The sequence below is a fragment of the Thioalkalivibrio sp. ALE23 genome, assembly GCF_000378545.1.
In the GTDB taxonomy this organism is placed as follows: domain Bacteria; phylum Pseudomonadota; class Gammaproteobacteria; order Ectothiorhodospirales; family Ectothiorhodospiraceae; genus Thioalkalivibrio.
The window spans coordinates 204,241-226,167 of record NZ_KB900032.1 but is presented as its reverse complement, the minus strand read 5'-3'; the positions used below and the strand labels follow the sequence as shown (position 1 = coordinate 226,167).

Annotated in this window: 18 protein-coding genes and 1 riboswitch; of the genes, 7 read left to right on the top strand and 11 right to left on the bottom strand. The window is 68.6% G+C overall.

Features of this window, described 5'->3' with window-relative positions; translation table 11 throughout:
* Positions 1–35 precede the first annotated feature (35 nt).
* Positions 36–686, bottom strand: a complete 651-nt coding sequence (locus F573_RS0104725) for a DUF4124 domain-containing protein (RefSeq protein ID WP_019021641.1) — start codon at positions 684–686, stop codon at positions 36–38.
* 16 nt (positions 687–702) lie between these two features.
* Here F573_RS0104725 and F573_RS0104720 point away from each other — a divergent pair, with 16 nt between their 5' ends.
* Positions 703–1,464 carry a sulfite exporter TauE/SafE family protein gene (locus tag F573_RS0104720; RefSeq protein WP_019021640.1) on the top strand — a complete coding sequence of 254 codons (762 nt, stop codon included), beginning with the start codon at positions 703–705 and terminating at the stop codon, positions 1,462–1,464.
* A 2-nt stretch (positions 1,465–1,466) separates the two neighbouring features.
* Here the strand turns inward: F573_RS0104720 and F573_RS0104715 are convergent, their stop codons facing one another.
* The 3 genes from F573_RS0104715 to F573_RS0104705 form a co-directional block, all read right to left on the bottom strand.
* Positions 1,467–3,647 (bottom strand): HAD-IIB family hydrolase, encoded by a 2,181-nt coding sequence (locus tag F573_RS0104715; protein WP_019021639.1) that lies wholly within the window; start codon positions 3,645–3,647, stop codon positions 1,467–1,469.
* Positions 3,644–5,041 (bottom strand): glycoside hydrolase 100 family protein, encoded by a 1,398-nt coding sequence (locus tag F573_RS0104710; RefSeq protein ID WP_019021638.1) that lies wholly within the window; start codon positions 5,039–5,041, stop codon positions 3,644–3,646. The genes F573_RS0104715 and F573_RS0104710 overlap by 4 nt, the downstream gene beginning before the upstream one ends.
* A 191-nt stretch (positions 5,042–5,232) precedes the next feature.
* Positions 5,233–6,321: an EAL domain-containing protein gene (locus tag F573_RS0104705; protein WP_019021637.1), complete on the bottom strand. Its 1,089-nt coding sequence runs from the start codon at positions 6,319–6,321 to the stop codon at positions 5,233–5,235.
* A gap of 77 nt (positions 6,322–6,398) precedes the next feature.
* Here F573_RS0104705 and msrB point away from each other — a divergent pair, with 77 nt between their 5' ends.
* Both msrB and F573_RS0104695 read left to right on the top strand, forming a co-directional pair.
* On the top strand, positions 6,399–6,824 hold the full coding sequence (msrB, locus tag F573_RS0104700; protein WP_019021636.1) for a peptide-methionine (R)-S-oxide reductase MsrB: 426 nt from the start codon (positions 6,399–6,401) through the stop codon (positions 6,822–6,824).
* A 44-nt stretch (positions 6,825–6,868) separates the two neighbouring features.
* On the top strand, positions 6,869–7,753 hold the full coding sequence (locus F573_RS0104695) for a rhodanese-like domain-containing protein (protein WP_018869153.1): 885 nt from the start codon (positions 6,869–6,871) through the stop codon (positions 7,751–7,753).
* Between the two features lie 339 nt (positions 7,754–8,092).
* On the opposite strand, the gene F573_RS0104690 is transcribed toward F573_RS0104695, so the two are convergent.
* From F573_RS0104690 to F573_RS0104670, 5 genes are all read right to left on the bottom strand, one after another.
* The gene (locus F573_RS0104690) at positions 8,093–11,224 is read right to left on the bottom strand and encodes an efflux RND transporter permease subunit (RefSeq protein WP_019021634.1); all 3,132 of its coding nucleotides are present in this window, start codon (positions 11,222–11,224) and stop codon (positions 8,093–8,095) included.
* Positions 11,221–12,294 carry an efflux RND transporter periplasmic adaptor subunit gene (locus F573_RS0104685; RefSeq protein ID WP_019021633.1) on the bottom strand — a complete coding sequence of 358 codons (1,074 nt, stop codon included), beginning with the start codon at positions 12,292–12,294 and terminating at the stop codon, positions 11,221–11,223. The genes F573_RS0104690 and F573_RS0104685 overlap by 4 nt, the downstream gene beginning before the upstream one ends.
* Positions 12,295–12,375: 81 nt before the next feature.
* Positions 12,376–13,389: a glutathione S-transferase family protein gene (locus F573_RS0104680; protein ID WP_019021632.1), complete on the bottom strand. Its 1,014-nt coding sequence runs from the start codon at positions 13,387–13,389 to the stop codon at positions 12,376–12,378.
* A 120-nt stretch (positions 13,390–13,509) separates the two neighbouring features.
* A complete protein-coding gene (locus F573_RS0104675; RefSeq protein ID WP_019021631.1) occupies positions 13,510–14,145 on the bottom strand; it encodes a TMEM165/GDT1 family protein in 636 nt (211 codons plus the stop codon).
* A gap of 116 nt (positions 14,146–14,261) precedes the next feature.
* A riboswitch (yybP-ykoY riboswitch) is annotated at positions 14,262–14,361 on the bottom strand.
* Between the two features lie 50 nt (positions 14,362–14,411).
* The gene (locus tag F573_RS0104670; RefSeq protein ID WP_019021630.1) at positions 14,412–14,819 is read right to left on the bottom strand and encodes a hypothetical protein; all 408 of its coding nucleotides are present in this window, start codon (positions 14,817–14,819) and stop codon (positions 14,412–14,414) included.
* Between the two features lie 152 nt (positions 14,820–14,971).
* On the opposite strand from F573_RS0104670, the gene gshA reads away from it, so the two are divergent.
* The 4 genes from gshA (at position 14,972) to fliL (ending at position 19,162) form a co-directional block, all read left to right on the top strand.
* Positions 14,972–16,558 (top strand): glutamate--cysteine ligase, encoded by a 1,587-nt coding sequence (gene gshA / locus F573_RS0104665; protein WP_019021629.1) that lies wholly within the window; start codon positions 14,972–14,974, stop codon positions 16,556–16,558.
* A gap of 75 nt (positions 16,559–16,633) precedes the next feature.
* Positions 16,634–17,806 carry a PLP-dependent aspartate aminotransferase family protein gene (locus F573_RS0104660; RefSeq protein WP_019021628.1) on the top strand — a complete coding sequence of 391 codons (1,173 nt, stop codon included), beginning with the start codon at positions 16,634–16,636 and terminating at the stop codon, positions 17,804–17,806.
* Positions 17,807–17,912: 106 nt separating this feature from the next.
* Positions 17,913–18,743 (top strand): M90 family metallopeptidase, encoded by an 831-nt coding sequence (locus tag F573_RS0104655; RefSeq protein WP_051075368.1) that lies wholly within the window; start codon positions 17,913–17,915, stop codon positions 18,741–18,743.
* Positions 18,740–19,162 carry a flagellar basal body-associated protein FliL gene (gene fliL / locus F573_RS0104650; RefSeq protein WP_018869132.1) on the top strand — a complete coding sequence of 141 codons (423 nt, stop codon included), beginning with the start codon at positions 18,740–18,742 and terminating at the stop codon, positions 19,160–19,162. Before F573_RS0104655 ends, fliL begins: the two co-directional genes overlap by 4 nt.
* Before the next feature lie 223 nt (positions 19,163–19,385).
* On the opposite strand, the gene F573_RS0104645 is transcribed toward fliL, so the two are convergent.
* Both F573_RS0104645 and F573_RS0104640 read right to left on the bottom strand, forming a co-directional pair.
* Entirely contained in the window at positions 19,386–19,682 is a 297-nt protein-coding gene (locus tag F573_RS0104645) for a hypothetical protein (protein ID WP_018869131.1), read from the bottom strand.
* A gap of 74 nt (positions 19,683–19,756) precedes the next feature.
* Positions 19,757–21,718: an ABC-F family ATP-binding cassette domain-containing protein gene (locus tag F573_RS0104640; RefSeq protein WP_019021626.1), complete on the bottom strand. Its 1,962-nt coding sequence runs from the start codon at positions 21,716–21,718 to the stop codon at positions 19,757–19,759.
* Between the last annotated feature and the right edge of the window lie 209 nt (positions 21,719–21,927).

Genomic DNA, 21,927 nt, shown 5'->3' with positions numbered 1-21,927 from the left:
CGCTCCGCGCCCGGGCACGGCACGGTGCGGCGCGCTCAGTCCTCCTCTTCCAGGACCAGTTCGCGGTAGTCTTCGGCGTCCGCGTCGAACTGCGCGTTCATCTCGTCGATACGGGCCTGCTGGCGTTCCTGGTAGGCCCGTTCGCGCTCCAGCCGGCCCTGCACGTCCTCCAGCTCGTCGGCGTAACGTGCCCGCAGGGCGGCGCTGTCCGGATTGCGAGCCTGCTGGCGTTCGATGCGGTCGCGTTCGCGCTCGAGGACCCGCGCCTGACGCTCGCTCATGCGGATATTGTTCTCCAGCGCGGCGATGCGCCGTTCACGCAGGGAGTCGATCTCGGCGAGCGAATCGTAGACGCGCTCCAGCTGACGCTTGCGGGCCGCCTGGTCGAGGGCGGCACCCTCACCCGACTCCTGCGCCTGCTCGGCGCGCCGGCGTTCCTCGGCCGCCGCCTCGCGTTCCTCGGCGGTGGGCGGGGCCGGCACCACCTCGCGCACGAAGCCCTGGCGGTCGTACACTTGCCGCTCGCGGTCGCTGGATTCCGGCCTCGGCTTGTCCGAAAAACGTACCGTGCCGTCATCATCCACCCAGCGATGGATGTCGCCGGCCACCGCCGGTGCCACCGACATGGCCAGCAGCATGGCCAGGGCGCCGAGCAGCACCCCGACAGCCATCCCGTTCCCGTACATTGGTCCGCTTACTCTCATGTCCATCCTCGAGCATCTCGGGCTCGCGCTCGTGGCCCTCATCGCCAACGGCTTCTCCGCGCTGGCGGGCGGCGGCGCGGGGCTCTTGCAGCTCCCGGCCCTGATCTTCCTCGGCCTGCCCTACCCGGTGGCCCTGGCGACTCACAAGATCGCCACGGTGGCCCTGGGGGCGGGCGCCGGCCTGCGACATGTGAAGGAAAGCACATTTTCCCCGGGCCGACTAGGGGTCATCCTGGGGGCCGGCGTACCGGGCGTACTGCTGGGGGCCTGGCTGGTGCTGGAGATCCCGCCACGCGCCGGGGAGATCGCCCTGGGCCTGCTGACCGTCGCCCTGGGGTGGTATTCCTGGCGGCGCCCGCAGCTGGGACAGAAGCGCCGGGTCACCTCCGACAGCCTCAACCACGCCCTGATCGGTGCCGCCGGGCTGTTCGTGATCGGCGCGCTCAACGGCTCGCTGGCCTCCGGCACCGGGCTGATGGTCACGCTGTGGCTGGTGCGCTGGTACGGCATGAGCTACACCGAGGCCGTCGGCTACACCATGGTGCTGGTGGGGCTGGTGTGGAATGGCGCCGGTGCGCTGATGCTGGGCACCTTCGGCACGGTGCAGTGGGACTGGCTGCCGGCGCTGCTCCTCGGCAGCTTCATCGGCGGTTATCTGGGCGCCACGCTGGCGATCCGCTACGGCAACCGCCTGGTCAAACGGGCGTTCGAGGTGGTGACGGTCCTCACCGGCATCGCGCTGCTGCTGCCGGTCCCGTAACCTCAGCAGGTCTGGCCGTTGCCGGGCACGTCGCAGCGGTTGAGCAGATCGAAGTGCTCGATCCCCTCGAGGATGCCGCGCGCATGCGTGGCGCGGGCGAAAAAGATCCGCTTGAAGCCACGCAGGGACTGCAGCTCGGGCTGATGATTGCCCACCACCACCCCCAGCAGGCGCCCGCGCAGCATGTCCTCGTCGTTGCCCGAATCGCCGGCGACCAGTACATGCTCCAGCGGGATGCCCCACTTGTCGGCGAAGTAGCGCACCGCCAGCCCCTTGGATGCCCGCACCGGGAGCAGGTCCAGGAAGCGTTCGTGGGAATAGATCACGTGGGCATGCAGATCGGCCCGGTACAGCCGGGTCTCGATCGCCTCCACGTCGATGCTGCCGGGCGGTTCGACGAAATAGCTGACCTTGTGCGAGCGCTGGTCGATGTCCGGCTGGCGCACCAGCCCGGGCTCGCCGTCCAGTTCCTCGCGCAGGCGATCGGGTTCCCAGCGATGGCTGATATGCCGGGCCCAGCCACGATCCGGGGTCTGTTCGGACCCGTAGTGGATCTCGCTGCCCACCGAGGTGATCCAGACGTCCGGCATCGGCACGCCGTGTTCCTCCAGCACCGCGGCGGCGGAATCGATGCGGCGCCCGGTAGCCACGCCGAAGGCCACCCGCTTGCGGTTGCGCCGGAGCCAGGCGACAAACGCCCGGGTCGCCTTCGTGTCGCCGAGCAGGGTGTTGTCGATGTCGGTGATCACCGCGCGGTCCACGTTCGCCAGGCGACCGGAGACCTGGCGCTGTTCGTGCCGCACCTGACGCACCTCGCGCGACAGCGAGCGCAGCAGGCGCACGTATTTCTCCGCGTGCCCGTCCCAGGAATAGTGCTTGCGCACGCCCTTGAGCCCGTCGCGCGAATAACGCTGCCAGCGCGGGCGGTCGGCGAGGATCGCCTGGATGGAATCGGCGATCCCCTCGGGATCCAGCGGATCGATCAGCAGGCCGTTGTGGCAGCGCGAGACGATCTCGTCGGGGCCGCCGTCGTTGGTGGCGACGATGGGGGCACCGCTGGCCGCCGCCTCGATCAGGGTCAGGCCGAACGGCTCGGTCAGGGCGGGATTCACGAACACCCCGCGGGTAGCCGCCACCAGGCGGTAGAGATCGGGAACATCGTCCGAGCCGTGGTGCTTGGGGTAGGCCACCTTGCCATACAGGTCGTGGCGGTCGATGCGCAGCAGCAGATCCGTGAGGACCTCACGCGCGCCCTTTTCCAGATCGCGGATGTCGTCACGGTTGCCGGCCACGATCAGCAGGTTGGCGTTCTCGCGCAGCCATTCGTTACCGGCATACGCATCCACCAGACTGCGGATATTCTTGCGCTCGTCGGCGCGCGACAGCGCCATGATCAGCGGCCGGTCGGGCTTTTGCAGGAAACGCCGGATCTCGGCCCAGATCGGCGGTTTGCGTGCGCCGCGTTTCGGCGGATGGAAGCGTTCGAGGTCGGTCCCCGGCGGGATCACCTCCATGCGCTCGGGCTGATAGTTGTCGTAGGTGGCGTACTGCTCGTCCACCTCCTGACGCGTGCTGGCGATCACCCGGTGGGCGTGCGCCAGGGCCTCCTCCTCGGCATGGATGCGGGTGGAGATGTTGTAGCGCGCTTCGATGTCGGCATCCGACAGCCCGCCCTCGCGCAGGCGCTCGCGCTTGACCCGCCCGAGCGAGTGCCCGGTCTGCAGCATGGGCACGCCCAGCAGGTTGGAGAGCCGCACCGCGACATGGCCGGCATCGGCATAATGACCGTGGATCACGTCCGGGCGCAGCCCGACCCGCCGGATATGCGCCAGGGCGTTGTCGGCGAAGCAGTCAAGATACGGCCAGAGCTTTTCCTTGCGCAGGTAGCGCTTCGGCCCGCAGTCCAGGCGCACGATATGGGCACCGTCACCCAGATCCTCCACCGGTTCGGCATAGTCGTCGTCGACCCGGCTGTCGACCACCCGCCGGGTCAGCAGGTCTACCCGTCCGACCTGCGGATGCCGCGCCAGGGCACGCGCCAGCTCGACCACGTAGAGGGTCTGCCCGCCGGTGTCGGCATCCCGGCCGAGTTCCAGATTTTCGCCTCGAATGAGGCCATGCACGCTGATCAGAACAAGATAAAGGCCTTCGCCCTGGCGGGACTTGCTCTGAGTCTTCTTCATGGTGTTTCGGGCTCCGGACTGTCGAACAGCGACAGGGTTTCGGGGTTGTCGATCATCGCCTGGGACAGCAGCACCGCGGTGGCCGACCAGGTCTGGCGGTAGTTGGCCCGCCGCCCGATCAGACGGCCGTGGCGACCGTCATAGTATTCGGGCCAGTCGTCGCGATGCAGCCGCTCGGCCGCCACCGCATGCACGCTGCGGGCAAGGTCCGGGCGGCCCACGCGCATCGCCGCCCCGGTAAAGGCCCACAGCAGCGCCGGCCAGTTGCCGCCGTTGTGATACGACCAGGGGGTATTCTTCGGGTCCGACCCGGTCAGCAGGCGCCATTCCTCGCCCATCATCGCGGGGTAGCAGATCTTCACCGGCATGGTGCCGATCAGGTCCTCGAAGCGCTGCTCGAAGGTCTGCATGATCAGCCGCGACTCGTGTTCGTCGGCCAGCCCGAACAGCACCGCCAGCAGGTTGCCGAAACTGAAGAAGCGGAAATCCATGCGCCCCGGACCGAGGTTGCCGACCAGGTAACCACTCTCCGACGGGATCCAGTCCACCAGCCAGTCGGGGATGCTCTCGGGGTAGATGTTCAATGCGTTCTCCGACTCGTGGCCGAAGTGCTCGGTACGGTAGCGATGGATGGCGTTCAGGCGTTCCAGGTCCAGCCAGTAGTAGTGGCGGATGTAGTCCGCCAGCTGCCGGGTACGGATGGCCGACTGCTCGCACAGCTGCTCGGAGTCCGTATCGCAGGGCTCGAGCATCGCCAGCGCGGCCTTGAGCATGCCGTAAAACAGCGCCTGGATCTCCAGCGGATGCCCGTACACCCCCATGCGCCGGTCGATCATGAAACTGCCGTCGGGCACCAGCAGGGTCGGGAAGACCTCGAAGCGGTCCTGCAGACAGATACTGAGGATCAGGCGGATGCCGCGCTGCACGTCGGGCGACTTGATGAACTCGTGGTCGCCGGTGCGGTTCTGGTAGGCACGCGCCAGCAGCACCCACCACATCATTGAATCCACCGGGGCCACCCGGCCAATCGCGCGATCGCCGAAATCCGCGGCCAGGGTCTCGCGCCCCTTCGGATCGGTCACCACGCGGAAGCTGGCCGGCATCACCCGCGGCAGGCGCCGGTGACCCTCGATCTCCTCCTGGGTATCGCGGATGCGCAGGATCAGACCGAGGAAATCGCGCACCACCTCGGGTTCGTCGTGCAGCAGATAGACCAGCCCGGAGGGCACGAAGTCGCGGATGAAGCAGTCGGCATAGTTTTCCGCCGGGGCGCGGCTGTCGAGGCTGGCCACCGTGCCGACGGTGCGCCCCTGATAGCGCACCTCGGCATCGCGCAGCAGCTGGGCGGCCGCTTCCAGCGTCGGATTGCGGGCATCATGCGGCAGAGTCGTCATGTTCCTCAGTTTAGTGAAGGCCGGTCCGATGTGCACATCGGCGCCACCACAACCCGCAGGAGGCCAGCCCCCTGCCGAGCGGACACCCATCGACACCCCGTAGGAGGCCGGCCCTCCGGCCGATGTCGGCGGGAGGTCGGCCTCGGCCGTCGAGGCACCGGATGGGCCTGATCGGCGAGAGGGCTCGCCTCCTACGGCACCTCGGGATCGGGATGTACCGGCGCCGGCGGTTCGGCCGCCGGGCGGGCGAACAGGAACCCCTGGCAGTAGTCGACCCGGTCCTTCAGCCAGCGCCACTCCTCCGGGGTCTCGATGCCCTCGGCCACGATACGAATGTCCAGCTCGCGCGCCAGCTCGATGATCTTGCCGAGGATCTTCTGCTGATATTCGTCGGCGTCGATGCCGCGGACCAGTTCGCGGTCGATCTTCACGAAGTCCGGTCGCAGCTGCGACAGCAGGTTGAGCGACGCATAGCCCGCACCGAGATCGTCCAGGGCGACCCGGAAACCGGCGTTGCGATAGCGATCGATGATGCGCCGCAGGTGTTCGATGTCGGTGATCTGGTCACTCTCGATTACCTCGAACACGAAGCCCGCGGGAGCGGGGACATCCGGCGCGATGCCGCCGATCTCGCGCACGGTCGTTTCGAGGCAGAACGCCGGGTCGTAGATCGCGGTGGGATTGAAGTTGATGAACAGCTGGTCGCGGATGCCGCGTTCGGTCGCACGGCGGATCGCATTGATGCGCGCCGCGCGATCGAGGTGGAACATCATCTCCGCCGCCCGTGCCTGTTCGAACAGGATGTTCGGCGGGATCAACTCCCCCGCCGGCGAGCTGGCCCGCACCAGCGCCTCCCAGGCGAACACCTGATCCGGCCGGGCCGCGTGCACGATGGGCTGGAAATGAAAGTCCAGGGCATCACTGGCGAGGATGGCCGCCAGATCGCGCGCGTTGTGCCGGGCGATCAGCGTGGACAGCAGATGCGTGTCCTGCAGGTGCTCCACGCCGAACTGCTCACCCCCGGGGACGAAGGTCGCGCGGCACCCGTTCTGCTCCGAATGGCTCAGGGCCTCGTCGAGACGCGAAAGGGTCGCCCCCAGGTCGTGCTCCGGATCCACGGCCACCGCCAGTATCCCCGAAGCCGGTTCGCTGCAGGGGAAACGCTCCTCGATCAGCCGCTGGCGCAGAGTGGCACGGGTATGCGCCAGCACCGGCGCGAGGTAGAGAGTCCCCGCACCGGTCGGAAGGACGTTGATGCGTTCACAGTCCGGACAGCTCAATATGATCTCCTCGCCCGTGGCCATTCGCTGGTGGACCCGACTCGCAAGATAACACGAATTACCGCAGAGGCAGTGACATGAGCAACCGCCCGCATCCCGACACCCCTGTCGACGAAGACGAACTGCGCCGGCGCCTCACCCCGGAGCAGTACCGCATCGCCCGCCAGGCGGGCACCGAGCCGCCGTTCACCGGCGAATACCATGACCACAAGGCCTCCGGTCGTTATCACTGCGCGGTGTGCGGCGCGACGCTGTTCGACAGCACGGCGAAATTCGATTCCGGCAGCGGGTGGCCCAGCTACACCGCGCCGGTCACCGCCGAAGCCGTTTCCGAACACCGCGACGCCTCGCTGGGCATGGAGCGGACCGAGGTGCGCTGCGCCACCTGCGACTCGCACCTGGGGCATGTCTTTCCGGACGGTCCGCCGCCCACGGGACTGCGCTACTGCATCAATTCCGCGGTCCTGGCATTCCAGCCACGCGAAGGAAACGGCCCGGAGTAGAAACCACACGCTGAAGTGTCTAGAGTGGGAGCAGTAGACCTTTCATGGAGCAGTTCGCCATGTTTTTCAAGCCCTCTCGCCTTACTCTCGCCCTGTTCTCCGCCGGCCTGCTGGCACTCTCTGGTCAGGCTGCCGCCAGCACCGGAGACACCGCAGAGCCCGGTGACATGGAACTCGATCCCGAGGCCGAGGGGTATGAACCGCCGGGACGCTCCATCTATTTCTACGTGGACGCCCTGGATCTCGAGGAGCTGGCGGCGAAATACGCCCGCGACGAGGTCCACGTCATCGACGTGCGCACGCGCTACGAATACGACACCCTGCGCATCGACGGCGCACGGCACGTGAGCATCGACGACGAGGACTTCGTCGACAAGGTGCTCGAGATCCACGAAGAGGACCCGGACAAGCCGGTCGCCTTCTATTGCCGGGGCCATACCTGCTTCATGAGCTATCAGGCCGTGGAACGCATGAAGGCCGCCGGCTTCGACGACGCCATGGCCATGGATTACGGCATCTTCGACTGGGCCGAGCATTACCCCGAGGACACCGCCCTGTTCGGGGAAGCGCCGATCGAACGGGCCGATCTGATCGACTTCAACGAATTCCGCGAGCGCCTGTTGCCGCCGATGGAGTTCTCCGAGCGCGCGCAGCGCGACAATGCCCGGGTGCTGGACATCCGGCGCCCGTTCGAACAGGACCAGGTCGGTCTGTTCCTCAATTCCGAGACCAACATCCCGGCGGGGGACACCGAAGCCCTGGAGGATTACCTGGAACAGGCCCGCGACTCCGACGCCCCGCTGCTCGTTTATGACATCACCGGGCACGAAATCAAGGCGTTCCAGTACACCCTGGAAGAATACGGGATCGAGGATTACTACTTCATGGAAGGCGGCTTCAAGGGCTTCCAGGAGGAAGTGCTGCAATAGCCCCGCTTCCGGGTAGCGCACCGATCAGGCCATCCGGTGCCCCGACGACCGGGGCCGGTCCACCGCCGACATCGGCCGGAGGGCCGGCCTCCTACCCAACGGGCACCCATCGACACCCCCCTTGTAGGAGGCGAGCCCCCTCGCCGATCCGGCCCAACCGGTGCCCCGACGGCCGGGGGCCGGCCCACCGCCGACATCGGCCAGGGGGCTGGCCTCCTACCAACCGGGCACCCATCGACACCCCCTTGTAGGAGGCGAGCCCCCTCGCCGATCCGGCCCATCCGGTGCCCCGACGGCCGGGGCCGGCCCACCGCCGACATCGGCCGGAGGGCCGGCCTCCTACGGGCGGGTCTCCCCGTCTACATCCCTGACCTCTTCGTCCAGTGACTGCAGCCGCCGCGTGGTGGCCAGCGGGGAGGTGGTTCCGCGGGCGATCAGGTAGTAGGTGGCCGGGATCACGAACAGGGTGAACACGGTCGCGAACAGCACGCCGGAGAACACCGCCACCCCGATCACGAAGCGCGTCTCCTCGCCCGGGCCGGAGGCCAGGATCAGCGGGATGGAACCGGCCACGGTGGTCAGCGCGGTCATCAGCACCGGGCGCAGGCGCAGACGTCCGGCCTCGATCACGGCATCGCGGAACTCGCGGCCACGGTCGCGCAGCTGGTTGGCGAACTCCACGATCAGGATGCCGTTCTTCGCCGCCAGCCCGATCAGCATCACGATCCCGATCTGGCTGTAGATGTTCAGCGTCTGCCCGGTCAGGCTCAGGCCCAGCAACGCGCCCACCACCGCCAGGGGCACGGTGAGCATGATCACGAACGGGTGCACGAAGCTCTCGAACTGGGCCGCCAGCACCAGGAACACCACCAGCAGCGCCAGCGCGAACACGAACAGGATCGCCTCCGAGCCCTCGCGCAGGTCCAGCGACTCGCCCTTGTAGTCGATCTGCGCCTCGTCCGGCAGCACCCGTTCCGCCGCCGCGTCGAGGATGTCCAGCGCCTCGCCCAGGGTCAGGTCGCCGCCCACGCCGCCCTGCAGGGTCACCGCACGGCCCCGGTTGAAGCGCGACAGCGAGGCCGGCCCGGCACGTTCCTCGTAACGCACCACACTGGACAGCGGCACCAGCTCGCCGGATTCGGCGCGCAGGTGGATATTGTCGATGGCCTCGGTGGTGCGCCGCTGGTCGGTCAACCCCTCCAGGATCACGTCGTATTCCTCGCCACGGTCCTGCCAGCGGGTTACCGCGCGGCCACCCAGCAGGATGTCCAGGGTACGCCCGATGTCGCGCATGGAGATGCCCAGATCCCCGGCGCGGTCGCGGTCCACGCTCAGGCTCAGCTGCGGCTGGGTCGGCTCGTAGTCCAGCCGCAGGTTACGCAACCCGTCCACGTCGCGCACCTCGTCCAGCACCACGTTGCCCCATTCCTCCAGGGTGTCGAAATCGGGCCCGGCGATCACGAACTGCACGGGTGGTCCCGGCGCGCCGGTGCTGAGCCCCTGACGCATGAACGCGCGGACCTCCACGCCCGGCATCTCGCCGACGCTGCCCTCGATCCAGTTCATGACCTCGCGCCCGGAGGGTTCGCGGTCGTTCCAGTGCTCGAGGATCACGATCACGAAACCGTCGTTGACCGTTTCCACGCCGCCGAACCCGCGCGGCGTGCGCACCAGGGCGCGCCGGATCGGTCCGCCTTGCTCGCTCATCAGCGGCTGCAGACGCTCTTCCACCTCGGCCATCTGCCGGCTCATGTAGTCGAAACTGGCGCCCTCGGGGCCATCCACCATCACGAAGAACGCACCGCGATCCTCCTCCGGCGCGAATTCTTCGGGGAGGCTGTCGAACAGGTACCAGGCCCCGATCAGCACCCCGCCCAGCAGCGGGACCACCAGCCAGGACACGCGCAGTCCACCGGACAGCAGCTTCCCGTAACCGGTCTCGATGGCACCGAACGCGCGGCCCACCAGACGCGCCGCACCGGTCTCGTCATCGCCCTTGTGCATCAGGCGCCCGGAGAGCACCGGCGCCAGGGTCAGCGCCACGATGCTGGAGAACACCACGGCGATCGCCATCGCGATCGCGAACTCGGCGAACAGCCGCCCGACCATGCCGTCGAGGAAGGCCAGCGGCACGAACACCGCCACCAGCACCGAGGTGGTGGCGACGATCGCGAAACCGACCTGACGTGCCCCGCGCCAGGCGGCCAGCAGCCCGGGCTCGCCGCGCTCGATGCGCCGATGGATGTTCTCCAGCATGACGATGGCATCGTCCACCACCAGCCCGACCGCCAGCACCAGCGCGAGCAGGGTCAGCAGGTTTACCGAGAAGCCGAACAGGTTGATGCCGATGAAGGCCGCGGTCAGGGCCACCGGCACGGTCACCGCCGGGATCAGCGTGGCGCGCCAGCTGCCGAGGAACAGATAGATCACCGCGACCACCGCCAGGGTCGCGACGCCCAGGGTCACGTAGACCTCCTGCAACGCCCCCTCGATGAACACCGATTCGTCGTAGGTGGGGACCAGCGAGGTCCCCTCCGGCAGGCTGCCTTCCAGGTCGGCGGCCAGTGCCTTCACCGCACTGGCGACTTCCAGCACGTTGGCGTTGGACTGGCGGATGATCCCCAGCCCGATCATGTCCTCGCCGTTGCCGCGGAACTCGGTGCGCTCGGTGTCGGCGCCGATGTTGACCGCCGCCACGTCGCCCAGCCGTACCAGCTGACCGTCCGCGCCGCGGCGCAGGACCAGGTTCTCGAAGTCCTCCGGCGAGCGATAGCTGCGTTCCACGCGTATGCGGAATTCGCGCTCGTCGGAATCCAGCCGCCCGGCCGGCAGTTCCACGTTCTCGCGCTCCAGCGCGTCCTGGATCTCGAGCACGGTCAGGTCGCGCGCCGCCAGCGCCTCGCGGTCGATCCACACGCGCATGGCGTAGCTGCGTGCACCGCCCAGACGCACCAGTGCCACGCCGTCCACCACCGACAGGCGGTCGACCAGATTGCGCTCGGCATAGTCCGCCAGCTCCAGCGCGTTCATGCGATCGCTGGAGAGGTTGAGCCAGAGTATGGGGGAGGAATCCGAATCCGCCTTGGTGATGCGCGGCGGTTCGACCTCGTCGGGCAGGTTGCGCTGCGCCCGGCTGACCGCCTCGCGCACGTCGTTGGCGGCGGCGTCGATGTCGCGGTCCAGACCGAATTCGATGGTGATGCGCGAGCGCCCGTCGTCGCTGGAGGACTCCATGTAGCGGATACCCTCCACGCCGGCGATGCGGTCCTCCAGGCGCTGGGTCACCTCGCGCTCGATGATCTCCGCGCTGCCGCCGGGATAGTTGGTGTCCACCGTGACCACCGGCGGGTCGACGTCGGGGTATTCGCGCAGCGGCAGCTGATCCCAGGCAATCAGACCGAAGGTCACCAGCAGCAGGTTGAAGACGATCGCCAGGACCGGCCGGCGATTGGCGACATCGGAGATGATCATCCGTCGTCTCCGGAGTCCAGCACGCGCACGGTCATGCCGTCACGCACCCGCGAAACGCCCTCGGAAACCACCGTGTCGCCGGGTTCGACGCCGTCCAGCACCTCCACCCATCCGGGCGCGCGGCGACCGATGCGGATCCGGTCGCGACTGACCGTTTCATCCTCCTGCAGGCGGAAGACGAAGTGCTGGTCGGCGGTCTGCACCACCGCGCCCTCGGGCACCGCCGGCGCCTGCTGCGGGTCCAGCGCCAGGCGCACCGTGGCCAACATGCCCGGGCGCAGGCGTTGTTCCGGGTTGTCGGCCACCGCGCGCACGTTCAGGGTGCGCGTGGCCGCGTCGATACGGTTGCTCAGTGCGGTCACGTCGGCCGCGAAATCGCCGACCGCGCTGTGCCCGGTGACCGGCATGCCCAGTTCGATGGCCCCGGCAAAGCGCTCCGGCACCGGGAAGTCCAGGCGCACCGTGCGGATGTCATCCAGTTCCACCAGCGCGGTGTCCGGCGTGACCATGGCCCCGGGGCTCACCTCGCGCAGGCCCAGGGTGCCGGTGAAGGGCGCGCGAATGGTGCGGTCCTCGACCTGCGCCGTGGCCGCGGCCAGCGCGGCCCGGGCCTCGGCCAGCCGCGAGGCCTGCTGGTCGACCTCCTGGCGGGTCACGATGCCGTCCTCCACCCGGTCGCGCACCCGCGCCAGCTCGCGGCTGGCCTCCTCGACCCTCACGCGAGCCTCGTCGCGGCGCGCGCGCTCCTCCTCCGCGCGCAGCTCCACCAGAACATCGCCCGCCTCGACGCGATCACCGTCCTCGAACTCCAGTGATTCCACCCGTGCGGTCACCGGCGCACGCACCGTGACCGACTCGCGCGCGGCGACCGTGCCCAGCGCCTCGATCACGGTCTCGAACTCGCGCGGCGCCACCTCGCTGACGCGCACCGGCGTGCGTTCGTCACGCTCGCCGGAGTCCGGCAGGGTCGCGCGCGCGGCCCCGGCATCGTCCTGCTGCTGCAGCCACCACGCCCCGCCCGCCGCCAGGGCGAGGACCAGGATGCCGCCGATGATCCCGCTTGCCTTCACCAATGGACTCCTTTCATCACGCCACCCGCGGGGCAGGGCCGCCCGGCAGGCGGGTGCCTGTACATGACCAACCGACCCGGTTCATTCGCCCGGGTTCCGCAGGGTCCCGGGGAGGGCGCCCAACGGGCGCCCGTGCGCGGCGTCGAGATCGATGACCGGCCCCTTCGGCACGATCCCCGACGGGTTGAGCATCGGATGCGAACCGTAATAGTGCGCCTTGATGTGGTCCATGCGCACGGTCTCGGCCACGCCCGGGCGCTGGTAGAGCATGCGCAGATAGGCCGACAGCGCCGGGAAGTCGCTCAGCCGCTGGCGATTGCACTTGAAGTGGCTGTAGTACACCGGATCGAAACGCACCAGCGTGGTGAACAGTCGCCAGTCGGCCTCGGTCAGGCGGGCGCCGACCAGGAACGGCTGGCGCGCGAGGCGCTCCTCCAGCCAGTCGAGGGTCTCGAACAGGCGGTCGAAGGCGGCATCATAGGCGTGCTGGGTGGTCGCGAAGCCGCAGCGATAGACCCCGTTGTTCACGTTCTCGTACACCCGCTCGTTGACCGCGTGGATCTCCTCGCGCAGGTCTTCCGGGTAGAAATCCAGGGTGTTGCCGGTGATGTGATCGAAGGCGCTGTTGAACATGCGCACCAGATCCAGCGACTCGTTGTTCGCAATGCGGTCGCGCTCGGTGTCGAACAGCACCGGCACGGTCACGATGCCGGTGTAGTGCGGATCGGTACGGGTGTAGAGCTCGTGCATGTAACGCGAGCCGTGCACCCGGTCCCCGGTGCAGCCGTCGCAGTCATCGAACGACCAGCCGGCATCGCCCATGTAGTGGTGCACCACCGACAGCCCGATATGCGGCTCCAGCCCCTTGAGCCGGCGAAGGATCAGCGCGCGATGGGCCCAGGGGCAGGCATACGACACATACAGGTGATAGCGCCCGGATTCGACCGGGTAGCCGCCCTCGCCCAGCGGGCCGGGGCTGCCGTCGGCGGTCACGTAGTTGCGGTACTGCTGATCCTGGCGCACGAACTCGCCGTTCTCGTCGGATTCCTCCTCCAGCCAGCCTTCGCGCAGCTCGCCGTTGATCAGCAGACTCATGGCCATTCCTCCGGATGATTCGTCCGGATGATGATCCCATCGATGCAATCGAATGAAAATCGCGGATTTTCGCGAAAACCCGACGACAAAAACGAACGGTGTCGACCCTCCTCGCCGGAATCACTCGCCGCTCCGGCCGGCGGCCTCCAGCAGGGCGCCGGAGAAGTCCGGCATGCCGAGATCGGGCATCCATCCCAGCGCCTCCAGCAGGGTCCACAGACCGATCAGCAGGAACAGCGCCGCGGCGAACCAGCGCAGCGTGCGCACCGGCATGCGCTCGGCAAAACGCCGCCCCAGCAGCAGCCCGGGCACGGTAATCAGCAGGATCCCCAGGGTCGCACCCAGCACCACCGGCACCAGGCTGCCCGAGGCACCGGCCAGCGCGACTACCGCCAGCTGGGTCTTGTCCGCCATCTCGAACAGGAAGAAGGTGGTCGCAGCGGTGAAGAACAGACTGCGGGCGCAGGGGTTCTCCGGCACCCCGTCCTCGTCGTCCTCCGGGATCAGCACCCAGACCGCCATGGCGAGAAACGCGATCGCGACCAGCCACAGGTGCCAGTCGGTGTCGATCACCGAGAACAGCCACACCCCGGCCACGGCCGACACCAGCTGGTTGGCGAACAGCCCGGCAGCCATGCCCCAGAACACCGGCCACAGGCGGTTGCAGCGCAGGCCGAACAGCGCGGCGAGGAACATCGACCGGTCGCCGATCTCGGCCACGGCCACGGCGAAGACGGAAAGGAGAAAGAGTTCCATGACGGGCGATCCGGGCCGGGCGGGCGATGACCGGTGGCATCGACCCCCGCCGCCCGGCCACGAGCACGCCCGCCGCCGTTACGGCGGGCCGGAGGTCCATGCCACAGGTCTCGTCGGGCCGGATGCGGCTGCCTGCGCCACGGCCCGTGCGGGCCAATGATGTTGACGCAGGCCCCCGTCACGCGCGGACGGGGTGACTACTCCCCTGAGCAGGTGCAGAGTCTATTCACGGCCTTGCGCCCTGTCCAGAAACCGCGCTGCCCGGTTCAACGGTAGAGGCGGACCTCCTGACGCCGGCCTTCCACGCCACGGTTGGCGCAGAACGCCTGCTCCTCGCCGTCGGCGTAGCGCACCTCCATGTTGAAGCCGGCCGCCGGGGGATGGTTGAGCGCCACGTCGCGGCGCTCGCCCGGCCGGATACGACCTTCGCGCATCTCCGTCAGGCTCTGACCGTGGCTGAAACTGAAATGGATCGCCTCGATCATCTCGTCAGTGTCGTTGTGGACCGTGACCAGCAGCATGCCCTCCGGGACCTCCGGCTCGGTGAACAGGTGCATCGCCAGCCCCCCGACGACCAGGCCGACCAGGAACAGCAGGGTGGCCGGGGCGCGCAGGAAATCGATCACGCGGTCACTCAGCTCGCGCGGATCCTCCTCCTCCGGGTTCTTGCTCATGCCGGCCTCCCTCTCTAATATCAGCCAGCTCTAATATGCCGGCAGAGGCGAAAGAAGAGAACCGGCACCCCCGGCCCGGTGACCGGAGCGGCACATTCCGGTATTTTTCGCCCCTTCATCCAGCAAGTTCGATCCAGCAAGGCGGTCCGCACGTGGGAAGCGACGAACGCAATCTGCAGGCTCTGGTGGCGCGACTGGCGGAACGGCTCCCCGCCGGCAGCCTGCATGGCCGCATCGGCCTGGAGAAGGAAACCCTGCGTGTCGGCGCGGACGGCGCGCCGGCGCGCACGCCGCATCCTCCGGCACTGGGTTCGGCGCTGACCCATCCGTACATCACCACCGACTACTCCGAGGCCCTGCTGGAGTTCGTGACCCCGCCGTTCGACGACGTGCGCGAGACCCTCGGCTTCCTCCACGACCTGCAGGCGTTCGCCGCGGCCAGCGTGGGCGACGAGATCCTGTGGTCCACCTCCATGCCCTGCGTAACCGCCGATGACTCGGCGATCCCGGTGGCCGACTACGGGCCCTCCAACGCCGGCCGCATGAAGACCGTCTATCGCCTGGGCCTGGGCCACCGCTACGGGCGCAAGATGCAGGTGATCGCCGGGGTGCATTTCAACTACTCCCCGCGCGAGGAGTTCTGGCCGGCGCTGGCCGAGGTGCTGGGCGAGACCGACACCCGCGAGTTCCGCGACGCGCGCATGATGGGGATGATCCGCAACCTGCTGCGCTTTGGCTGGATGGTACCGTATCTGTTCGGCGCCTCGCCGGCGGTCTGCAACTCGTTTCTCGAGGGACACGGCACCACGCTGGAGGACTTCGACGACGACACCAGCTACCTGCCGCATGCCACCAGCCTGCGCATGGGCGACATCGGCTACACCAACCGCAAGGAGGCGGACACCGGCATCAAGGCGGACTACAACTCGCTGGCCGGGTACGTGGATTCGCTGCGCTGCGCGATCAACACCCCCAGCCCGGAATGGGAGGCACTGGGGGTCAAGGTCGACGGGGAATACCGCCAGCTCAACGCCAACATCCTGCAGATCGAGAACGAATACTACTCCACCGTGCGGCCCAAACAGCCGCTGGAGCGCTTCGAGAAGCCCACCGACGCGCTGGAGGCGCGCGGCATCGAGTACGTGGAGCTGCGTTCGGTCGACATCAACGCCCAGCACCCGCTCGGCGTGGACGAGACCCAGCTGCGCTTTCTCGAGACCTTCGCCCTCGCCTGCCTGCTGCAGCCCAGCCCCGCGTTCGGCCCGGGCGAGCTGGACGCGATCGACGCCAACCTGCTGCAGGTGGCGCATTACGGCCGGCGCCCCGGACTGGAACTCCAGCGTCCGCAGGGCGATACCGCGCTGACAGACTGGGCGCGCGAACTCCTGGCGCTGATGCGCCCGGTGGCCGCCGTGCTCGACCAGGACCGTCCGGGCGACCCCTATCGCCGCGCCCTCAGCGAGCAGTGGGGCAAGGTCGAGCAGGCCGACCTGACCCCGTCGGCGCGCATGCTGGAGGACATGATGGCGCGCGAGGAGGGGTTCCACGTGCACGCCCGGCGCCTGTCGGCCCAGCACCGCGAGGCGTTCCGCTCCAACGGGCCGCTGCCGCGCGCCGACATGCTGGAGGCCCTGGCGCGCCAGAGCCTGGCCGAACAGGCCGAGATCGAGGCCGCCGACACCCTGGACTTCGATACCTTCCTGCAGCGCTATTTCGACGGCACCCTGCGCCACGCCTGACCGACGGTTAGAATGCCCCGGCGCGGCCAGGCGTGCCTGAGCCGAACCACACCCCTCGCGACCGGGAGCCTGTCGATGGCCGAATCCGACGACCGCCGCCTGTCCACCCGCTGCGTCCACGCCGGCGAGATCGGCGATGCCCATGGCAGCGCGCTGACGCCGATCTACCCGACGACCACCTTCAAGTACCGCTCCACCGCGGCAATCCTCGACGTGGTCGAAGGACGCTCCAGCGGGAGCCTGTACACCCGCTACGGCATGAATCCGACCATCCGCAGCGTGGAATCCAAGCTCGCCAGCCTCGAAGGAGCCGAGGCCGCGCTGGTATTCAGTTCGGGCATGGCGGCGGAGACCGCGCTGTTCCTGGCCCTGGGCCGCGAGGGGGTCGTCTGCATCGGAGATGCCTACGGCGGGACCATGGAGCTGCTGGCCGAGCAGCTGCCGCAGCTCGGCATCCGCACGCAGTTCCTGCTGGGCGACGAGCTCGAGCGCCTGGACGCCTGCCTGGAACAGGGCGCCGGACTGGTGTTCCTGGAGACCCCGACCAACCCGGCGCTGGAGGTGTTTCCGATCGGCAAGATCGCCGAGCGGGCGCACGCCCATGGCGCGCTGCTCGCGGTCGACAACACCTTTGCCTCACCGGTGAACCAGAACCCGCTGGCACTGGGGGCGGACCTGGTCAGCCACAGCGCCACCAAGTACCTTGGCGGGCATTCCGACCTGACCGCCGGGGCCCTGATGGGCTCGACGGAGAACATCGGGACCGTGGCTGGCTGGCGCAAGAACCTGGGCTCCACGCCCTCCCCGGAGACCTGCGCGCAGCTGGCCCGCAGCCTGCACACGCTGGTGGTGCGGGTCCGCCACCAGAACGCCGCGGCCCGGGCCATCGCCGAGGCGATGCAGGGCCATCCGAAGGTCGCGCGCGTGCGCTACCCGGGCCTGCCGGAGGATCCCGGCCATGCGCTCGCGTGCGAGCAGATGCACGGCTTCGGCGGCATGCTGACCCTGGAGCTGGATGCCGACACTGACGGTACCAGCGCGGTGGTCGACCGCCTGCGCCTGTTCGCCATCGCCCCCAGTCTGGGCGGCACCGAAAGCCTGGTGACCCAGCCGGTCACCACCACCCATCACGGCGTGTCACCGGAGGAACGCGAACGCCGCGGGATCACCGGTTCGATGGTGCGCCTGTCGGTCGGCCTGGAAGACCCGCAGGACCTGATCGACGACCTCTGCCAGGCCCTGGGGTAACCGCAGGCCGAACCCCGCGCTTTCCCGTGCACTTCCCGGGGTGCGCTTTGCAGCGCGCCCGGGTTCTGGCAGTTTGGTCATTCATCCCTTCGGATCCGCATCCATCGTGAACCTGCCCCTGCCCCGACGCCTGGGAGACTGGCTGCGCAGCCTGGGCCGCCCGCCCCGGGCGGGCGACGGGCGGCGCGTGACCCTGGCGGACACCGAATGGACCGACCTGCGCCGGCGGGTCCCGTTTATCCGCACCCTGAACTCGGCGGAGGCCGAGCGCCTGCGTGAACGCATCGAGGGGCTGCTGGGCAGCAAGGAGTTCGTCGGGATCGACCACGAACCGGAACCCTGGCAATGCCACGTGATCGCCGCCTACGCCGCCCTGCCGGTCCTGGAACTGGGGCTGGAACCCTACCGCGACTGGCATACCGTGCTGATCTACCCCGACACCTTCGTGCCCGATCACGAATGGGTGGACGAGGACGGCATCGTGCACCGGGGGGCGATGCCCCAGGCCGGTGAGGCCTGGGAGCGCGGCCCGGTGATCCTGTCGTGGAATGACGTCCTCGAGCACGGCGCGGTGGTGGTGCACGAGGTGACGCATATCCTGGACGGCGGCAACGGCGACGTGAACGGCTTCCCGCCGCTGCCGCGCGACCGCGACCCGGCCGCCTGGACCGCCGCCTTCAGCGAGGCCTGGGAATGGTTCAATACCCGGGTCGACGCCCCGGGCGTATCCGAGGACGATCTGCCGCTGGATCCCTATGCCGCCACCGCGCCCGAGGAATTCCTCGCGGTGGCCGCCGAGGCCTTCTTCTTCGAGCCCGACCGCCTGCGGCGGGACCTGCCCGCGGTCTACGAGGAAATGGCGGGTTACTTCCGCCAGCAGCCCCATCGCCGCGCAGCGGCGGTCGCGACATCCATCCCCGAACCGAGACCGACATGATGCCCCGATCCGTGAAACAGGCCGCCTCCCGCACCGGGCTCCCGGCCCTGATCCTGCTTGTATTGCTGGCGCTGGCCGCCGTCCCGGCCTCAGCGGAAGACGGCGATTCGCGCTACGTAACCCTGGACAGCCTGGTGGTCAACCTCGAGGACCCCGGCGCGGCCCGTTACCTGCAGACGAACATCCAGCTGGAGACCGCCTCACAGGAAGACGCGGACCGGGTGCGCGACCACATGCCCGCGGTCCGCGACCGGCTGATCCACGTCATGGGCGGACGCGACCCGGCTGAAGTGCGCCGCAGCGACGGCCGCGAAGCGCTGCGCGACGAAGCCGTGGAGGAGCTGCGCGAGCTCATGGAAGAGCTTGCCGGCGCCCCGCTGATCGACGCCCTGTACTTCTCCAACTTCATCATCCAGTAGGAGGCCAGCCCCCTGGCCGATTTCGGCGCCAGCTCCCATCGGCCGGAGGGCCGGCCTCCTACGACTTAATCCGCCCCACCGCGTAGGAGGCCAACCCCCTGGCCGATCACGGCGCCAGCTCCCATCGGCCGGAGGGCCGGCCTCCTGCCGAACGGGCACCCATCCACACCCCGTAGGAGGCCAGCCCCCTGGCCGATCCGGCGCCGGACAACCCCGGCCTCGTTCAATGCGGGCGATGCAGAAACGGCATGTCGCCGCGATCGGTCATGTGCCGGATCAGCGACACGCGACCCGGCTCTTCCTTTTCCAGCTCGTCCGCGCATTCCGAGGGCTGGTGCGTGACCTCGGACAGCAGGACCTCGAGTTCGCGCAGATCCACCTTCGGCCGCTGCAGGTCCTCGGGCTTCGGGTTCTCGACCTGATTCGTCTCCCAGAACATCCGCGGATGCCACATGTGGTTCTGCGCGTCCGGGTGATGGAAGAGTTCGACACAACGGCGATTCAGCTCCTGTGCGTTCATCGCATGACTCCTCGTTTCGTTGCACTCACCCGTTTATATAGACCCGAAAATTTCCGAGTTCAAGGGTCGGCCTTTCACTTCTCCGCCGGGGAGCCTCCGGCATCGGGGCGTGCCGCTTCCAGGGCCTCCATGGCCTCCATCCATTCCCCTTCGTGGTCCTCCAGCCGGCGACGCAGCTCGCCCTGCTCGCGCGTCAGCGCCGCCAGGCGGTCCGCGGCCTCGGCATCACCGGTGTACAGCTCGCCGTCAGCCAGTTCGGCCTCGATCGCGTCCAGCCGCTCCTGCAGGCGCGCGCACTCCGCCTCGGCGCGATCGGCGCGCTGCTGCAGGGGCTTGAGGGCCTCGCGGGCCCGCGCCGCCTCGCGCCGGCGATCCTTCTGCGACAACGCCGGGCCACCCCCGGCTTCATCTCCGGAAGCCACCGCCGCACCACCCGGCCCGGCCGGTTCCGGTCCCGCTTCATCCCGGCTCCGACGCTCCTGGAGTTCACGAGCATAGTCATCGAGATCGCCGTCGAATTCGCTCAGATGACCGTCCTCCACCCGCCAGAAGCGGTCGCAGACCCGCGCCAGGAGCTCGCGGTCGTGGGCCACCACCACCAGTCCCCCGGCGTAGGCCTCCAGCGCCTCGCCCAGCGCCTCGCGCATGTCCAGGTCCAGGTGGTTGGTGGGTTCGTCGAGCAGCAGCAGCGATGGCGCCTGCCACATCAGCTGTGCCAGCACCAGGCGTACGCGCTCGCCCCCGGAGCACTCGCCCACCGGACGGTCGGCCCGCTCCCCGCCGAACCCCAGCCCACCGAGGAAATTGCGCAGGTCCTGTTCCGCAGCGCGCGGATCCTGCCGCTGCAGATGCGCCAGCGGCGAGGCCGCCAGGTCCAGCTGCTCGCGCTGATGCTGGGCGAAATAGCCGATGCGCAGGTCCGGGGCCGGCTGCCTTTCGCCGCTATCCGGCTCCAGCTCGCCGGCCAGCAGGGCCAGCAGCGTCGATTTTCCGGCACCGTTGGGACCGAGGATCCCGACCCGGTCCTCCGGGCGCAACCGCAGGCTGGCCGGATGCAGACGCCGCGACTCGCCATGGCCCACGGTCGCGTGGTCCAGGGCCAGCAGGGGGTCGGGCAGCCGCTGCGGTGACGGGATGTGCAGATGCACCGGGCGCGCCGCGCGGATCACCGCGACGTCCTCCAGTGCCTCCAGCCGCTTGAGTCGGCTCTGGGCCTGGCGCGCCTTGCTGGCCTTGGCACGGAAACGCCGCACGAACTGCTCCAGATGGGCGCGTTCCGCGGCCACCTTCGCCGCGGCCGCCTCGCTCTGCGCCATGGCCTCGGCGCGCCGGGCCTCGGCCTGGGTGTAGCCGCCGCTGTACAGGGTCAGGGCGCCGCGTTCGATATGGGCGATATGCGTGACCACGGCGTCGAGGAAACGCCGGTCGTGGGCGATCACGATCACGGTGCCGGGGTAACGTGCCAGCCAGCCTTCCAGCCAGACGATGGTTTCCACGTCCAGGTGGTTGGTGGGTTCGTCCAGCAGCAGCAGGTCGGAGCGCGTCATCAGGGTGCGCGCTAGCCCCAGGCGCATGCGCCAGCCGCCGGAGAAATCCGACATCGGCCGGTCGCCGTCCGCGTCGGAAAACCCGAGCCCGGCCAGCAGGCGCCGGGCGCGGGCCTCGGCGGTCCAGCCGTCGATCGCATCCAGGCGCGCGTACAGCCGCGCCTGTTCCGCCCCGTCCCCGTCGTGTTCTTCCTCGAGGCGCCGCTGCAGTTCGCGCAGTTCGGCGTCACCGTCCAGCACGTACTCCACCGCCGGGCGCGCGCTGCCCGGAACCTCCTGCGGCAGATGCGCGACCACCCAGTCGTCCGGCTGCTCGATGGATCCGGCATCCAGTGACAGTTCGCCCTGCAGCGCGGCCAGCAGACTGGACTTGCCGGAACCGTTCGCGCCGGTCAGGCCGACCCGCCAGCCGGGGTGCACGGTGAGTTCCGCCCCCTGCAGCAGGATCTGGCGTCCACGTCGCAGTTCAACGTTGTGCATGCGGATCATGGCGGCGCTTCTCCCACGGTGGCCTGTACGCTGCGGCAGCATAGGGAAACGCCGTTCGATGTGCACGTGGCGTGCTGCCACCCTGGATGGCGTCGAAATCCTGCCGCTTTTTGCCGGTCGACCCGGCGGATTTTTTCCGTCCCAACCGGAGAATGTGCCGACAACCCGACACTCCGCCCTCCTCGACTGGCAAAAATCCTTTCGGAAAC

What these genes read in the sequence shown, in the direction of transcription:
- F573_RS0104725 (WP_019021641.1), bottom strand. Translation starts at nt 686, where the DNA reads ATGTACGGGAACGGGATGGCTGTCGGGGTGCTGCTCGGCGCCCTGGCC.
- F573_RS0104720 (WP_019021640.1), top strand. Translation starts at nt 703, where the DNA reads ATGTCCATCCTCGAGCATCTCGGGCTCGCGCTCGTGGCCCTCATCGCC.
- F573_RS0104715 (WP_019021639.1), bottom strand. Translation starts at nt 3,647, where the DNA reads ATGAAGAAGACTCAGAGCAAGTCCCGCCAGGGCGAAGGCCTTTATCTT.
- F573_RS0104710 (WP_019021638.1), bottom strand. Translation starts at nt 5,041, where the DNA reads ATGACGACTCTGCCGCATGATGCCCGCAATCCGACGCTGGAAGCGGCC.
- msrB (WP_019021636.1), top strand. Translation starts at nt 6,399, where the DNA reads ATGAGCAACCGCCCGCATCCCGACACCCCTGTCGACGAAGACGAACTG.
- F573_RS0104695 (WP_018869153.1), top strand. Translation starts at nt 6,869, where the DNA reads ATGGAGCAGTTCGCCATGTTTTTCAAGCCCTCTCGCCTTACTCTCGCC.
- F573_RS0104690 (WP_019021634.1), bottom strand. Translation starts at nt 11,224, where the DNA reads ATGATCATCTCCGATGTCGCCAATCGCCGGCCGGTCCTGGCGATCGTC.
- F573_RS0104680 (WP_019021632.1), bottom strand. Translation starts at nt 13,389, where the DNA reads ATGAGTCTGCTGATCAACGGCGAGCTGCGCGAAGGCTGGCTGGAGGAG.
- F573_RS0104675 (WP_019021631.1), bottom strand. Translation starts at nt 14,145, where the DNA reads ATGGAACTCTTTCTCCTTTCCGTCTTCGCCGTGGCCGTGGCCGAGATC.
- F573_RS0104670 (WP_019021630.1), bottom strand. Translation starts at nt 14,819, where the DNA reads ATGAGCAAGAACCCGGAGGAGGAGGATCCGCGCGAGCTGAGTGACCGC.
- F573_RS0104660 (WP_019021628.1), top strand. Translation starts at nt 16,634, where the DNA reads ATGGCCGAATCCGACGACCGCCGCCTGTCCACCCGCTGCGTCCACGCC.
- fliL (WP_018869132.1), top strand. Translation starts at nt 18,740, where the DNA reads ATGATGCCCCGATCCGTGAAACAGGCCGCCTCCCGCACCGGGCTCCCG.
- F573_RS0104645 (WP_018869131.1), bottom strand. Translation starts at nt 19,682, where the DNA reads ATGAACGCACAGGAGCTGAATCGCCGTTGTGTCGAACTCTTCCATCAC.
- F573_RS0104640 (WP_019021626.1), bottom strand. Translation starts at nt 21,718, where the DNA reads ATGATCCGCATGCACAACGTTGAACTGCGACGTGGACGCCAGATCCTG.